The sequence below is a fragment of the Colwellia sp. Bg11-28 genome (genome assembly GCF_002836245.1).
GTDB lineage: Bacteria > Pseudomonadota > Gammaproteobacteria > Enterobacterales > Alteromonadaceae > Colwellia > Colwellia psychrerythraea_A.
Genome location: NZ_PJBA01000006.1, coordinates 1,803,290 through 1,819,711, shown reverse-complemented (window position 1 = coordinate 1,819,711; position 16,422 = coordinate 1,803,290). Strand labels below are relative to the sequence as shown.

The 16,422-nt window shown below is 39.0% G+C and carries 11 protein-coding genes; 10 read left to right on the top strand and 1 reads right to left on the bottom strand.

Features of this window, described 5'->3' with window-relative positions; genetic code table 11:
- The first annotated feature begins 41 nt into the window (after positions 1-41).
- The 6 genes from cysD (at position 42) to galE (ending at position 7,634) form a co-directional block, all read left to right on the top strand.
- Positions 42-941 carry a sulfate adenylyltransferase subunit CysD gene (cysD, locus tag CXF79_RS15175; protein ID WP_011042961.1) on the top strand — a complete coding sequence of 300 codons (900 nt, stop codon included), beginning with the start codon at positions 42-44 and terminating at the stop codon, positions 939-941.
- A gap of 55 nt (positions 942-996) precedes the next feature.
- Positions 997-2,397: a sulfate adenylyltransferase subunit CysN gene (cysN, locus tag CXF79_RS15170; protein ID WP_011042962.1), complete on the top strand. Its 1,401-nt coding sequence runs from the start codon at positions 997-999 to the stop codon at positions 2,395-2,397.
- Between the two features lie 277 nt (positions 2,398-2,674).
- Positions 2,675-4,402, top strand: a complete 1,728-nt coding sequence (locus CXF79_RS15165) for an SLC13 family permease (protein ID WP_011042963.1) — start codon at positions 2,675-2,677, stop codon at positions 4,400-4,402.
- A gap of 97 nt (positions 4,403-4,499) precedes the next feature.
- A complete protein-coding gene (gene cysC / locus CXF79_RS15160) occupies positions 4,500-5,129 on the top strand; it encodes an adenylyl-sulfate kinase (RefSeq protein WP_101155941.1) in 630 nt (209 codons plus the stop codon).
- A 320-nt stretch (positions 5,130-5,449) separates the two neighbouring features.
- Positions 5,450-6,448: an acetyltransferase gene (locus CXF79_RS15155; protein ID WP_101155939.1), complete on the top strand. Its 999-nt coding sequence runs from the start codon at positions 5,450-5,452 to the stop codon at positions 6,446-6,448.
- 163 nt (positions 6,449-6,611) lie between these two features.
- Entirely contained in the window at positions 6,612-7,634 is a 1,023-nt protein-coding gene (galE, locus tag CXF79_RS15150; protein ID WP_101155937.1) for a UDP-glucose 4-epimerase GalE, read from the top strand.
- Positions 7,635-7,711: 77 nt separating this feature from the next.
- Here the strand turns inward: galE and rrtA are convergent, their stop codons facing one another.
- The gene (gene rrtA, locus CXF79_RS15145; protein ID WP_101155935.1) at positions 7,712-8,332 is read right to left on the bottom strand and encodes a rhombosortase; all 621 of its coding nucleotides are present in this window, start codon (positions 8,330-8,332) and stop codon (positions 7,712-7,714) included.
- A 128-nt stretch (positions 8,333-8,460) separates the two neighbouring features.
- Between rrtA and CXF79_RS15140 the strand changes: the two genes are divergently transcribed.
- The 4 genes from CXF79_RS15140 (at position 8,461) to CXF79_RS15125 (ending at position 16,220) form a co-directional block, all read left to right on the top strand.
- Complete coding sequence (locus CXF79_RS15140; protein ID WP_101155933.1) at positions 8,461-9,192, top strand: tRNA-uridine aminocarboxypropyltransferase; 732 nt, start codon at positions 8,461-8,463, stop codon at positions 9,190-9,192.
- A complete protein-coding gene (ggt, locus tag CXF79_RS15135) occupies positions 9,192-10,952 on the top strand; it encodes a gamma-glutamyltransferase (RefSeq protein ID WP_101155931.1) in 1,761 nt (586 codons plus the stop codon). Before CXF79_RS15140 ends, ggt begins: the two co-directional genes overlap by 1 nt.
- 413 nt (positions 10,953-11,365) lie before the next feature.
- Positions 11,366-11,971 (top strand): hypothetical protein, encoded by a 606-nt coding sequence (locus CXF79_RS15130; protein WP_101155929.1) that lies wholly within the window; start codon positions 11,366-11,368, stop codon positions 11,969-11,971.
- A 184-nt stretch (positions 11,972-12,155) separates the two neighbouring features.
- The gene (locus tag CXF79_RS15125; protein WP_101155927.1) at positions 12,156-16,220 is read left to right on the top strand and encodes a choice-of-anchor U domain-containing protein; all 4,065 of its coding nucleotides are present in this window, start codon (positions 12,156-12,158) and stop codon (positions 16,218-16,220) included.
- Positions 16,221-16,422: the final 202 nt, after the last annotated feature.

Below are 16,422 nucleotides of genomic sequence, written 5' to 3'. Positions count from 1 at the left end.
CATTATAAGGATATTAATTTTTCATAAAGTTTGTATTAGCAATGAATTTAACCCATTTAAAAACACTTGAAGCTGAATCTATCCATATTTTTCGTGAGGTAGCGGCTGAATTTGATAATCCCGTGATGCTGTATTCTGTCGGTAAAGACTCGGCAGTATTACTACATTTAGCTCGAAAAGCCTTTGCGCCAGGTAAAATTCCTTTCCCGTTATTACATGTTGATACTAATTGGAAATTTAAAGAGATGATTGCCTTTCGTGATCAAATGGCGAAAGACTATGATTTTGAGTTGCTAGTGCACAAAAATCCAGAAGGTATTGAAATGGGCATGGGCCCATTTACCCACGGTAGTGCGACGCATACTGATGTGATGAAAACTCAGGGCTTAAAACAAGCGCTTAACAAGTACGGTTTTGATGCTGCTTTTGGTGGCGCACGTCGTGATGAAGAAAAATCACGAGCGAAAGAGCGTGTATATTCATTCCGTGATGAAAATCATCGTTGGGATCCGAAAAGCCAACGTCCAGAATTATGGAATATCTACAACGGTAAAGTAAATAAAGGCGAAAGCATACGTGTTTTCCCATTATCTAACTGGACTGAACTTGATATCTGGCAGTACATCTACTTAGAAAGTATTCCAATTGTGCCACTTTATTTAGCTGAGAAGCGTCCTGTTGTTGAGCGTGATGGAACCTTAATCATGGTTGATGACGACCGTATGCCAATTGGTGAGGATGAAGAAGTTCAAATGAAGAGTGTTCGTTTTAGAACATTAGGCTGTTACCCATTAACAGGCGCAGTTGAGTCAACGGCTAATACCTTACCTGAAATTATTCAAGAAATGCTATTAACGAAAACCTCTGAACGTCAAGGGCGCGTGATAGATCACGATAGCGCTGGTTCAATGGAAAAGAAAAAAATGGAAGGCTATTTCTAAGCCGCATTTACTTTATAGCACTTTTATTGATGAACAATTTTGGAAGGAAAAACTTATGAGTCACCAATCAGACTTAATTGAAGAAGATATTCAAGCTTATTTAAAGCAACATGAAAACAAAGAATTAGTACGTTTCTTAACGTGCGGTAGCGTAGATGATGGAAAAAGTACCTTAATTGGGCGTTTATTGCATGACTCAAAAATGATTTTTGAAGATCAACTTGCTGCTATAGAAAAAGACTCTAAAAAATCAGGTACTACCGGCGAAGCAATAGATTTAGCACTGTTAGTTGATGGCTTACAGTCTGAACGTGAGCAAGGCATCACTATTGATGTTGCTTATCGTTATTTCTCAACCGACAAGCGTAAGTTTATTATCGCTGACACCCCAGGCCATGAACAGTATACCCGTAACATGGCTACAGGTGCTTCAACCTGTGATATTGCGATTATATTAATTGATGCGCGCTATGGCGTACAAACACAAACCCGTCGTCATTCATTTATTTGTTCTTTGTTGGGTATCAAGCACATTGTTGTTGCGGTAAACAAAATGGATTTGGTTGACTATTCTCAGGAACGCTACCAAGAAATCAAAAAAGAGTACCGTGAATTCACTGAATCATTAGAGTTCTCTGATGTGCGTTTTGTGCCACTGTCAGCACTTAATGGCGATAACGTGGTAGACGAAAGCGTAAACATGCCTTGGTATCCTGGCGCTACGTTAATGAAGCTACTTAATACTATTGATGTGAAGACGCAAGAGCAATTCACCCAACTGCGTTTTCAAGTGCAATATGTTAACCGACCTAATCTAGATTTCCGTGGTTTTGCCGGCACACTTGCTTCAGGTCACGTACTCGTTGGCGATACTATTGTTGCATTGCCATCAGGTAAAGAGAGTGTAGTAAAAGAAATCGTCACTTACGATGGTAATTTAGAGCGCGCTGATAAAGGTATGGCCGTAACGCTAACCCTTGAAGATGAAATTGATATTAGCCGCGGCGAAATTATTGTTAAAAAGGGTAGCTTACCGATATCAGCTAAAGAGTTCAGTGCAACGGTAGTTTGGATGCATGAAAATGAACTTGAGCCTGGTCGTGAGTATTTTATCAAGCACGGCAGCAAAATGACTACAGGTCATGCACAAAACATTGTTAGCAAGTATGACGTTAACACTATGGAAAGTTTATCTAGCTCACAACTAGCGATTAATGACATCGGTATTGTTAATTTTGTTGCTGGCGAAACCTTACATTTCGATGCTTACGAAGATAATCAAGGCACTGGTGCTTTCATTATTATTGATAGATTAAGTAATGTTACGGTTGGTGCGGGCATGATAAACCATGCTATCGATGAAAAAGCACAGGAGTATTCAGCGTTTGAATTAGAGTTGAATGCCTTAGTTCGCAAGCAGTTTCCACACTGGGGTGCGCGCGACATTACTAAATAGCTATTTAATAGTTACTAACCATTCTCCTTGTTGCTGTAGCGTCCAATTTATGCGTCAAAAGTACTCATTGACTAACGTCAACTCCGTGCTTTTTTCTTTAACTTGAACACTTCAGTTTAAAGGTGAATGATTAGTTTCATCAATTGAGGAACCATGCTCTTAATTGATATGAACCCAGGACAATATGCATCCTGCATTGTCTAATAAGTAACATCCTGTCACGTCCGATTAAATACCTCGGAAATGACGTACATACTCCCTTAGGACGCAAAACTAAATGGCAATAGAGCAGTGGTTGATGATAGGTGTGTTTGTTGCCACTTTTATCAGCTTAGTTAAATACAGCCACGTACCAGAGCGGGTTTTCTCTGTGACGATATTGTTGTGTTTGGCACTGTCGTTTGTCAGTGTTGATGACATTTTAACGAATGCCGTTAACCCAGGTCTTGTCACCCTTGTTTTACTTGTGCTGTGTTCTTTCGCTTTTGAACGAACCAGTATTTTAAGGCGCTTATCAGCCGGTGTTTTTAATGGCTCAAAAGTAAAGTCGACCTTACGATTATTACTTGGTACTGCTTTAGCCTCAGCGCTTATGAGCAACACTGCGGTGGTCGCAACACTCATCAATACCGTGAAAAAAAACAAACTCATTAATCCCGGTAAGCTTTTATTACCGCTGTCATTTGCCGCTATTTTAGGGGGAACATTGACGTTAGTGGGTACCTCTACCAATCTTATTGTAAACAGCTTATTGATTAAGCAAGGTCATGATGGTTTTGGCTTTTTTGATTTCACCTTAATTGGTTTATCGGCTTTTGTTTTATGTTTATTTGTTATTTTAGTGCGCAGTCGTACCTTACCAGACTTAGATGACGATGATTTAGCGACCAATGAGTATTTGCTCGAAGCCGAAGTAGCTACAGCTTCTACCTTAATTGGTAAAAGTATTGAAGAAAATGGCTTGAGAAATTTGAACTCTTTATTTCTTGTTGAAATAGTACGTCAAGGTAGATTAATTTCACCAGTTTGCCCTGAAGAATGCCTCCAAGCACAAGATAAGCTTATTTTTAGTGGTGATATCTCCAAAGTGCTAACATTACAACAGTTTGATGGTTTGAATTTGTATGCAGAGCAAGATGATTTATTACGTGATAATTTAACGGAAGTGCTGGTAAAAGCGGATTCAACTATTGCAGGAAAAACCTTAAAAAAAGCCGGGTTTCGTGCGCGTTTTGATGCTGCTGTTGTGGCGGTTCGCCGAGAAGGTGGCGCACTATCAGGAAAATTAGGCGATATCGTACTACAGCCTGGAGATTTTCTGGTGTTAGCGGTAGGGCAAGACTTTGCCACTAGACCTAACTTGTCAAAAAACTTTTACATCTTATCAGGCCATCAGGCTGAGAATATGCTCAATGGTTGGCGTGATTACACCACTGTTTGGGGCTTTATCGCCAGTATTTTAGTGTCCGTTTTTACGCCACTGCCTTTACTGAGCTGCTTATTTATCTATTTGGCATTTTTAATTTTCAGTGATTCACTATCAGTTAATGAAATAAAACGCCGCTTTCCTTTAGAAATTTGGATGATCGTATTAGGTGCCTTAACATTGGCTTCAGCCATTGAAAATACCGGCATTGCTGTTATGTTGGCGCAAAATATTGAAGGTTTCTTACACGGTCAAAGTATCTATATCGCTTTTGTTAGTATCTTTCTTTTAACGCTGATAATGACTGAGCTGATCACCAATAGCGCTGCGGCAGCCTTAGCCTTTCCTATTGCTTATAATATTGCCTTAGGCCTTGGCGTAGACCCTACGCCTTTTGTGATGGCGGTTGCTTTTGCTGCAAGCGGCAGCTTTATCAGTCCTTATGGTTACCAAACCAATGTGATGGTGTATAACGCGGGTAATTACCAGTTAAAGGACTTTGTCCGTTTTGGTTTACCTATTTCACTGATTTATAGCGCAACGGTAATTTTGGTTATTCCCATTGTTTATCCGTTTTAATTTTCCTGTTAACTTGGTCGTTAAATAATTTGCATAATCTGATTTATGTAACCCAATTAGTGACCTTGATTACACTTCAATAAAGAGCTTATCTAGCATGACAACAACAAACATGAAAACAGAAAATACTGTGTGGCATAACCAACAAATCAGCAAAGAACAACGCGCTACGTTAAAACAGCAAAAACCAGCGTTACTTTGGTATACCGGTTTAAGTGGCTCGGGTAAATCTACCGTAGCCAATGCGGTGGATGCGCTGTTGTTTAAGCTAGGTTGTCATAGTTATTTACTTGATGGTGATAATGTACGTCATGGTCTTAATGGTGACTTAGGTTTTAGTGATGAAGCGCGCATTGAAAATATTCGTCGTATTTCAGAAGTCGCTAAATTATTCCTTGATGCCGGGCTAATCGTGTCAACTGCCTTTATTTCTCCTTTTGCCAGCGATAGAGCGTTAGCCAAAGCTAAGCTTGAAGACGGAGAATTTATTGAAGTCTTTATCGATACCCCGATCAGTGTGTGTGAACAGCGTGATCCTAAAGGGTTATACAAAAAAGCAAGAGCGGGCGAGATAAAAGACTTTACCGGTATTGACTCAAATTATGATGTACCCACTGCGCCGCAAATTCATGTTAAAACAGCAGAGCAATCTGTTGAGCAATGTGCAGAGCAAATTGTAAGTCATTTAATTGAGCAGGGCTTTATTAGTGAAATGACGCTAAGCTAAGAGCCAGTTAACGTTCAACTAATACCAATTCCATTAAATTTATTCCCATCTCAGAGCTATGTCAGAGGAGCTATAACAATCAAATTTTGTGCAGGTATAGTCATTCTATATCTAACAAATTTTCGCAGTTATTGCTTTTCTGACAAGCTCCCTAGGGCGAGTTTAAAAGGCTTACATACTGTGTTATTGATTTTGACAAGGGAACAACCATTCTCTTCAATCAATGCCTTGCCTCTAAGCCTTTTAATTCTCGCTGAGTGGGAAATAACTTAATGGACTTGGTATAACTATCAATTATAAAAGTCAGGAATATTTCCACTATGCATTATGATGTATTTAACGGCGATGCCGACGGCATTATTGCTTTACTTCAATTACGCTTAGCCGCACCTAAAGAATCATTGCTTATTACGGGTGTTAAGCGTGATATTAGCTTACTTAAACAAGTAGATATCACCAAAGCGTCTTCAGTAACCGTGTTAGACATCTCTTTGGAAAAGAATAATCAAGCGTTACAAGGACTACTCGATAGTCAAATTGACGTGTTTTATGTTGACCACCATAGAACAGGTGACATTCCAAAATCGAATAAATTAACGACATTACTTAATACTGATGCGAATACTTGTACTAGTCTATTGGTAAATTGTTTTTTGAAAGGCCAATATAGCCATTGGGCAGTTGCCGCAGCTTTTGGCGATAATATGCATGTTAGTGCCAGCGATTTAGCACAGAAAGTTGGTTTATCTAAACATCAGCAGAATCAGCTTAATGAGTTAGGTACATATATTAATTATAATGGCTATGGACAGGAATTAAGTGACTTACACTTTCATCCTGCAGCGCTATATCAGGCATTACTAGAATATCCCGACCCTTTCGTATTAATTAATCAAGAAGATTCTATTTTTAATCAGCTGAAGACTGCATATTTAGCCGATATGGCGAAAGCGTGTGCCGCAGATGTCTTGAGTGATAGTGACGTAGTTAAAACGATAGTGCTCGAAGATGCACCTTGGTCTCGCAGAGTAAGCGGTGTTTTTGGTAATGAATTAGCAAACCAAGCACCAGATAAAGCGCATATTGTTATCACGCTTAATCCAATTGACATTCATCTTCAATCGAAAAATGAAGGTCAAAAGGAACAAAGTTATACTTTAAGTTTGCGCGCTCCGCTAAATAATAAACAGGGCGCTGGTGATATCTGTGCTCAGTTTCCAACCGGCGGTGGTAGAGCAGCTGCGGCAGGCGTTAATGCTTTACCTAAGAGTAGAGTAGATGAATTTATAAAGCACGTTGAAAGCTATTATCGAGGCTAGTATAAAAAATTAACAGTAGAGCCCACTAACAAAAATAGAAATTAGTATCAAAGTCAAAAACTAAGCGCTAAAATAGTTGGTATCACGTTGAATTGTTTTAGTCTATTTTAACGATCTAGTTCAATAGACGATTTCAGTTAGTAATCGAAAAGAGTAGGGATATATGAGTTTATTAATCACAGGCGGTACTGGTTATATTGGTAGCCACACCGTTGTTGAATTATTGCAAAGTACCAAAGAACAAGAGATTGTTATTGTTGATAATTTATCTAATTCGTCAACTAAAGTACTGGAACGGATTAAACAAATCACGAATAAAACCGTCACCTTTATTAAAGCGGATGTTTGTGATGAAAACGCGCTAGAACAGGTTTTTAATGAACATAAGATAGAAGCGGTAATTCACTTTGCGGGATTAAAAGCGGTTGGCGAGTCGAATGAAATCCCATTAGCGTATTATCAAAATAATGTTTCAGGAACGATTACGTTATTGCGAGTCATGGCAAAATATCAGGTAAAGAATTTAGTTTTTAGTTCTTCAGCTACTGTTTATGGGAATAACATTTCACCATTAAACGAAACCATGGCTACTTCAGCAACTAACCCTTATGGTCAAACCAAGCTGATGGTTGAACATGTTCTATTTGATTTAGCCAAAAGTGATGCATCTTGGTCCATTGCTTGTTTACGTTACTTTAATCCTATTGGCGCGCACCAATCAGGACTAATTGGCGAAAACCCTAATGGCATTCCTAATAATTTATTACCTTATGTAGCACAAGTGGCAGTAGGGCGCTTAGAGCAGTTGCAAATTTTTGGCGATGATTATGATACGCAAGATGGCACCGGTGTACGCGACTATATTCATGTGGTTGACTTAGCACAAGGCCATGTAAAAGCATTAGAAAGTCTCGGTCATGCTAAAGGTACGGTTAAAGGTTGTCAGGCAATTAACTTAGGTACCGGTAATGGTACGTCGGTACTAGAGATCGTTAATACCTTTAAAGACATTAGTAAACAAGATATTCCTTATCAAGTAGTACCACGCAGAGCTGGAGATTTAGCGACTGTGTATGCTGATGCTTCTTTAGCAAATGAACTATTAGATTGGCAAGCTAAGCTCGATTTAACTGCCATGATCCAAGATACTTGGCGTTGGCAGTCTGAAAACCCGAATGGTTTTTAAAAGAAACTAGTACTAAGCGTATTACCTAATACATAAAAAAGACTAATGGTTTACACCTTTAGTCTTTTTTTCCATTTTTAGCGCTCATTATTATATGATGAAATTGTCTTTTTAGTCATCAACACATAACAACTGCTAAAGAGCAATCCACCTACAGCTCCCCATAAATGTGCATCGACTGCTACATTGGCATCAATTAGCGACGATACTTGCTCGCTTGCTCCGTAAAATTGTTCATGTGCTATTTTTAGCCATACTCCGACAAATAATAAGTAACCAGTTTTATCTTTATGACGAATGTCCATGATGGCGCCAAAAACGAAAATTCCGTGTAAAACGCCTGAAAGACCAACATATTGACGAATTTCAGGAGAGAAAAAATACATACCGGTACTGCAGGTCAAGGCTGATGTGATAAAGAGTAAACTGTAGCTTTTTACATTATAAAAATGACCATGCAATGCCCACAGAAGGGCTAATGCGGCTAAATTTAATAATAAATGAATGCCATTGGTGTGAAAAAAGTGTCCAGTGAATGTACGCCATAACTCACCTTGGCTAATCAATTGATATTGATAAACGAAAAATTCACTAACTGCATCATTGAATAAATAGGCGAGAACAGCGAGGATAGCGATGATCGTAACTAGCATGCTGTGTTGTTTTTTTAGAGGAAGATTTTTAAATGTTAATGTCATGCGCTTAAATACTAGTCATTGAATGTCAGTCGTTAAAAGTTATCAGTTAGTGATTTATAAAGTATTTATATTTCACTAATAAAGTATACAATGACTGCTTTATTAATTGCGCTTTATTTTACTCCTCTATGTCTCGAACACTTTGCCCTTGTTGTCAGCGGCCCCAAAAAGCTTGTATTTGTACTTTTATCGTAGATATTGCAAATGATATTCATGTCGTTGTACTACAACATCCTAGTGAAGTATCACAAACAAAAGGCACTGTTGCTTTATTAGAAAAATCATTACAATCTTGCCAAGTTATCGTCGGTGAGAATTTTGATGAGGAAGCTTGCTTCTTAAAATTAATGGAGCAATATCAGCTCGTTTTACTTTATCCTGGTGAAAAAGCACAAACTCTTAATCAAAACTTAGTCGCGCAATTGACTCATCTCGATAAAAATAATGAAAATATAGATGGCGCGACTCAATTCAAAGCCAAACTTGATGCTAAACCTCTTTGTTTAATTATTCTTGATGGTACCTGGAAAAAAGCCTATCGCATGTTTATGCTATCAACAAAATTACAACAATTACCGCAAGTATGCCTACCCGATTATTTAGCGAATGCGGGTCAATACCTTATTCGAAAAGTAGCGAAAAAAAATGCCTTATCTAGTTTAGAAGCAAGCTGTTATGCTTTAGCCCTTTTGGAGCAGAGTACAGAACAGGTTTATGACTCAGCAGCGCAAGGTTATGATGCTGAGCTGATTACACCCGAACATGCGGGTAAATACCAACCGCTACTTGAAAAATTTAAACAATTTAACCAATTCCAATTATCTTTTAGACCTGCGAACAAATCCCTTAAGGAAACTTGATGATTCATCATTCATTTTTATTACGACTTTCTACACTCGCATTTATTGTTGCTCACCTTTTAATAAGCCAGACAGCGCTGGCGAAACGTGAAATCCGTGAACCCGAAGCCGCAACGGGCTTTAATCAAAAGAAAGCTGTTTTTGCTAAGCAATATATGGTGGTTGCTGCCAATCCTTATGCAAGTAAAGCAGGTATAGCAATGCTTGATAAAGGTGGTAGTGCTGTTGATGCGGCTATTGCAGCTCAACTTGTACTTAGCTTAGTTGAACCGCAATCCTCGGGTCTTGGTGGTGGTACCTTTATGCTGCATTGGCACAATAAAAACCAAAAACTAACGACGTTTGATGGTAGAGAAACTGCGCCACAAAATGCGACAAGTGAGTTGTTTTTAGATGAAAATGGCAAGCCACTTAGCTGGTCTGATGCCGTTGTGGGTGGTAAATCTGTTGGTGTCCCAGGATTACTTGCGGCGCTTAATAAAGCACATGAAGAATTTGGTGTGTTGCCATGGAAAGTATTATTTCAGCCGGCGATTGAGTTAGCTGAAGAGGGCTTTATTGTATCGCCGCGTTTAGAACAATTATTGGGTATGAATTTCAATCCAGGTATTCATATTTTACCTGAGATTAAAAACTATTTTTCACCTAATGGCATTGGTATAAAAGCAGGTGATACCTTAAAAAACCCTAAACTGGCTAAAGCGCTTCATAGTATTGCTAACGAAGGGGTTGAGGTGTTCTACCGAGGTTGGATAGCCAAGAAAATAGTTGCAAAGGTGCAAAATTCAGCTGTTTCACCTGGGTTATTAAGTTTGGATGATATGAAAAATTATCAAGCAATAGAACGCGCTTCTGTATGCGGTCCTTATCATCAATATAAGATATGTGGCATGGCGCCACCAAGCTCGGGCGGTATCAGCGTTATTCAGATTTTAGCTCAACTACAATCATTTGAACTTGCCCAATACCCACCAAATTCTTTACATGCGATACACCTATTAACACAAAGCTCACGATTAGCCTTTGCGGATAGAAATAAATACATTGCCGATAGTGATTTTGTCAGCGTACCCGTTAAAGGATTAATAGCCGAAGATTACCTCGCTAAACGTGCGGCTTTAATAGATGAAAAAAGAGATATGGGGCAGGCAATCGCAGGCAATCCACAAAATAGTTTAGTGTTAGCTAATGATAACGCAATTGAAAGACCATCAACCACTCATTTGGTGGTTGTTGATAAACAAGGTAATGCCATATCAATGACCAGTAGTATTGAAAATGGTTTTGGCTCAGCCCTAATGGTGCAGGGCTTTATTTTAAATAATCAATTAACTGATTTTTCATTGGCGCCAAAGCGTGATGGAAAATGGGTAGCAAATCGAGTAGAACCATTAAAAAGACCTCGTAGCTCGATGGCACCGATGATGGTCTTTAATGAAGATAATTCATTACGTTTGATTCTTGGTGCACCCGGTGGTAGTCGTATTATTAATTATGTAGCGCAAACTATTATCGGTGTACTCGATTGGCAACTGAATGTACAACAAGCTGTTAATTTGCCCAAAGTAACCAACCGAAATTACGTCACTACGTTGGAGTTAGATACTGATGTTGCTAAACTAAAACCTGCGCTTGAAGCGAGAGGACATACGGTGAAAATTCGCGCCTTAAATAGTGGTTTACATGCAATTGAAGTCACTAAAAATGGGCTTGTTGGCGGAGCTGATCCACGTCGAGAAGGATTAGCGCTAGGACGTTAAATTCTTATAAACTCACTCTACTTGAAAGCCTGCAAAAGCCTCATCAAGTAGAGTGAGTACAAGTGAGTTTATTTGTGTAGGCTAAGGATGCACATTCCAAAAACATCGTTGTTTCCAATCTCAACAGCTAGCTATGATCCAATCAAGCGCCTTGATCTTGAAAATTTATCTTCATTGCTTATATTGCACTGAAGTTGAACCATTAATTAATCTGATTGGTATTACTCGTCAATTAATCGTCAATATCTATTCCAACTCCAATTTACTCTCTCTGATTTACACCAATTCTGCATAAACATATTTGCAAAATGATTATCAATTTATTTTGGTGTGATAATTGCTTAACTCTATTTATTAGTAGTCCCGCTAATACCGACTAAAAACCGACAAAATGTTGGCAGGAGTGTAAAATAGTGAGCTCGAACAAACTTCCGTACATCGCTCAAGTGTTATGTGTTTTTTTTGTTATGTTGGCAAGTAAAAGCCACGCATTAGAAAGCTCAGTGCAACTGCATAAAGTTGATCAAGATGAAAGCTATGGTTATAGCCTTTCAATAGGTGATGAGTTCTTTAATCAAAAAGCGTTTAATTGGCAGGTCAGTTATAATCGCCTTGAAAAAGTGGCGATTAGCGACTTGGACGAAACAAGTGAAGTATGGGATAAAGCAGGTTTTGACTTCACCTTACAGACGGTAGATTTATCTTTAGGTTATCGTTATTACCCTAAGTCTTATAATAAATTTATCAGTAGCCTTATGCTTGAATTTCAATTGGGCGCATCCATTAACCTCAGCGAAAATAAACTAATTCCTGATCCGGATCTTAATTTAGATGATGTTTACTTTGCAGAGCAAGGGGATATCAATCCTGTTATGTCCATTTCCCTTCAAAAAAGCTTCACCAAAAACTCAGCTATGCATATAGGTTTCAAACATTATCCTAGCTATTCTGATTTTGGCAGTATTAGCACTGTATTTATCGGCTTTAATTATCGCTTTGGTCGCCAAGTTGGTTACTAACGTTACGTGTTAGTAACACTTTAATTATTCAAGTTAGATGTACATTGGCCGTTATAAAGAAGACCTGTAAACGGATTGTTGCAGTTAAACTTATTCTATCCCTTTATGTCTTATAACTTTACTGAAGTTATAAGACATAAATATCTGGTTTTAATTCCAGATAATACTCTCCGTGGAGAAACGTGTGTTGAAGTATAAAATATGGTGCTTTAAATTTTTAAGCATACTTACCCTTGTCATTAGTACCAGTGCTTTTGCCGTAGATACAGACGGCGATGGCTATGATGATGCCATCGATTTATTCCCTACCGATCCTCTTGAATGGATTGACACCGATCTTGATGGCACAGGTAATAATAGCGACAACGATATTGATGGTGATGGCTTAGATAATGGTTTAGATGGTGGCGATGACAATAATGATGATGGCGATCTTGCTATTAATATTTATGACCCACTGCCTAGAGATCCCAGTGAATGGCTTGATACCGATAATGATGGCTTAGGTAACAATACCGATACCGATGATGATAACGATGGTGTACCAGATCTTCTTGATGTATTTCCACTTAATTTACAAGAAAGCTTGGATTCTGATCTTGATGGCGTAGGCAATAATGCTGATGCTGATGATGATGCAGACGGTGTTCTTGATGTTTATGATCAATTCCCTTTAGATCCACTCGAAACTATAGATACCGACCTTGATGGTATTGGTAATAATGCTGATATAGATGATGACGGTGATGGTGTCAATGATGGCAGCGATGCTTTCCCTTTAGATTTTAATGTTAATGCTGATTTAGATGCAGATGGAATTGGCAATGCGCAAGACCCTGATATTGATAATGATGGCATTGTGAATACCCTTGATATTTTTCCTTATGATAATACTGAATGGTATGACACCGATGGTGATGGCATCGGTAATAATACTGATACAGATGATGATACCCATGATGTGACGGGTGTTGGAGATGGTGTACTTGATGTAGATGACGACTTACCGCTGGATTCAACAGAGACAGTCGATACTGATAATGATGGCATAGGTAACAATGCTGATGATGATGACGATGGTGATGGTGTTCAAGATGGAGTCGATGCATGTCCACTTGATCCATTAGAGCGACTTGATACCGATGGTGATGGTACTTGTGATGGCCCTGATACAGATGCTGATGGCGATGGTGAACTTGATATAACAGATGTCTTTCCTTTAGATGCCACAGAGCAGTTTGATTTAGATGGTGATGGCTTTGGCGATAATAGCGATGCTGATGTCGATGGTGATGGTATTGCTAATGGCAGTGATGCTTTTCCTTTAGATTTAAATGAATATATAGATACCGATGGCGATGGCACCGGTAATAATGCCGATACCGATGATGATGGCGATGGTTTCACCGATGATGTTGATATCTTTCCATTAGATAACTCTGAAAATTTTGACACTGATGGTGACGGTATTGGTGATAACTCTGATCCTGATATTGATAATGATGGATTAATTAATAGCTTGCCACCACTACCAACAGATCTTGATAAATTTCCATATGAGCTACTTGAAAGTCGTGATCCTGACTTTGATGGAATTGGCAATAATGCTGACTATGATGATGATAATGATGGTGTGTGTGACAGTATTCTTGACCCAACAGGAGTTGATCCTTGTAACAGTTTTCCGGATGACTTTACTGAGAACCCGCTAGAGTGGAGGGATACTGATGGCGATGGCATAGGTGATAATGCTGACTCTGATGCTGATACCCATAATGTCACACTAGCTGGTGACGGTTACCCCGATAGTGTCGATGCGTTCCCTCTTAACCCAGCTGAATGGCTTAATACTGATGCTAATCACCCAACTAATAGTGATCTCATTGGCAATAATGAAGATGAAGATGATGACGGTGATGGTGTATTAGATGGCGATGATATTTATCCGCTAAATGCCAGTGAGCAATATGATAACGATGGTGATGGCGTTGGTGATAATGCGGACAGTGATGATGATAACGATGGTTTCACAGATGCGATAGATGCTTTCGATGATGACCCACTAGAATGGTTTGATACTGACAGAGATGGTACGGGTAATAATGCCGATACCGACGATGATGGCGATGGTCGCCTAGATAGTATTGATTTATTCCCTCTTGATGCAACGGAATGGCTTGATGCTGATAATGATGGCTTAGGTGATAACAGCGATAGTGATGATGATAATGATGGTATCAGAGATATCGACGATGCATTTCCAAATAACTCGGTAGAGGCTTTTGATACTGACGGTGATGGTTTAGGTAATGTTTTTGATAGTGATGATGATAATGATGGTGTATCAGACTTTCAAGACCAGTTGCCATTAGATGCAAATGAACAGTTTGATACTGATGGCGATTTAATTGGTAATAATGCGGATTTAGATGATGATGCCGATGGCATGAGCGATGAATTTGAACTATTGCATAACTTTGACCCGCTTAATGGTGATGATGGACTCTTAGATACTGACTTTGATGGTGTTAGCAACGTAGCAGAAGCGTTAGCAGGCAGCCATCCTTTGCGGGATGATTACGCGCCAATTATTACGCCGCCACAAGCTGTGCATATCAATGCCGACCATACGTTTACTCGATTAGACTTACAGCGATTAATAGACTTAACCAGTATTACAGTACGTGATGGTCTTGATGGCAGAAATTGTTGTGGTTTAACGGCATTAGGTTTTGAGACAGGCGCTAAAAATGTCAGCTCTGGCTTAGTACCAATATTATGGCGAGCAGTAGATAACGCCGGCAATATTTCCAATGTATCGCAAGTATTAAATATTCATCCATTAGTGAACTTCTCGTCGGCACAAATTGTTGCTGAAGGTGGGATTGCTAGGGTAGAAGTTGTGTTATCAGGTGAAGCACCTGCTTATCCAGTGACATTACCCCTGACAATCACAGGTACTGTCGATAATGCGGACTACAATATTGCCGATAACAAAATAGTAATCGCACAGGGTACTGCAGGTTTTATCGATATCAATGTGAATAATGATTTTCAAGTAGAGGGTGATGAACAACTCATTCTTAGCTTTGAACAAGGCGTAAATGCCGGTGTTCATGCTGAACATATCATCACAGTTACAGAAGGTAATGTTGCGCCAAATATTGATCTAGCAATTTGGCAAAAAGGCATACAAGTACCTAGTGTTGCTATGAATGATGGTGCAGTGACGGTCGTTTTGAGTATTAAAGACTCTAATGTTCAAGATACTCATCAAATTGACTGGCAAATTCCTGACTACTTAAATGCTGTGCTTTCAACGGATAAATTACAATTTGTCTTTCCAGTTGAAAGTTTGAGCCTACCGGAAGAAAACAAGGGCCTGATTAATCTTAGCGTCACGGTAACTGACAGCGGTAATAGTACCAATAGTGGTACTGAAGAGTTGTCACAAACTAAGCTGATTTCTTTAGTTTTATTGGCGACTCAACAAACATTACGTGGCCTAGATAGCGATAGAGACGGCTTAAGCGATTTGGCCGAAGGCTTTAGTGATGAAGATTCAGACGGATTACCCGCCTATATGGATAATTCAACCATTCCTTACTTACAACCACTACATATTAATGCGGCGTTAGTGAAGTTAGCTGAAACTGAGCCTGGTTTACACTTAAAGTTAGGTAAGTTTGCGCTGTTACAAACCTCTGATGGTATAGCGCTTTCGCAACAAGAAATCTTGGCTACAGGTTTAATTGAACAAGACAGTTTAAAAAACACCATGGGCTATTTTGATTTTGAAATACACAATATTGCACCTTTTGGTCGCTCAGTTGCCATTGTTTTACCCTTGTCTGCTGCCATCGTTGAATACTCTGTTTATCGTAAGGTAAATTCAGAAAATCAATGGGCAGATTTTGCTGAAGATAGTAACAATGTACTTTCTACAAGTGTCGCTGTTAATGGCGTTTGTCCGCCACCACAAAGTGAGCTTTATCGAACGGGTCTCAATGTGGGTGATACCTGTTTAAAGTTATTCATTGAAGATGGTGGTGCAAATGATAGCGACGGTATTGTTAATGGGGTTATTGATGATCCTGGCGGCATAGCCGTAGTTGATAACAGTACAATTTCACTTGAAGTTACCCCTGAAAAATCAAGCAGTGGTAGTTTGTCGCTTTTAGCTCTGTTCGCACTATTTTTATTAATTTTATCTAGATTAATACGCTCAGAATATTTAGCTAAAAAATAGTTAAAAGAAAATTAAAACGTGAACTAAGCAGCAATGCTTATCTTGAATTATTTATACCCGTTGCCATTCAAAGTACGTGATTTCAGTGGGAGATAAAAGTACTTTAAGCAAGGTTTTCATTTGAACAATAGTACATCCCTTGTTCGAATGAATAACACCGCTTAAATCGCTTTTAGCCCCATCAAAGAAGCGCTTGAGCAGC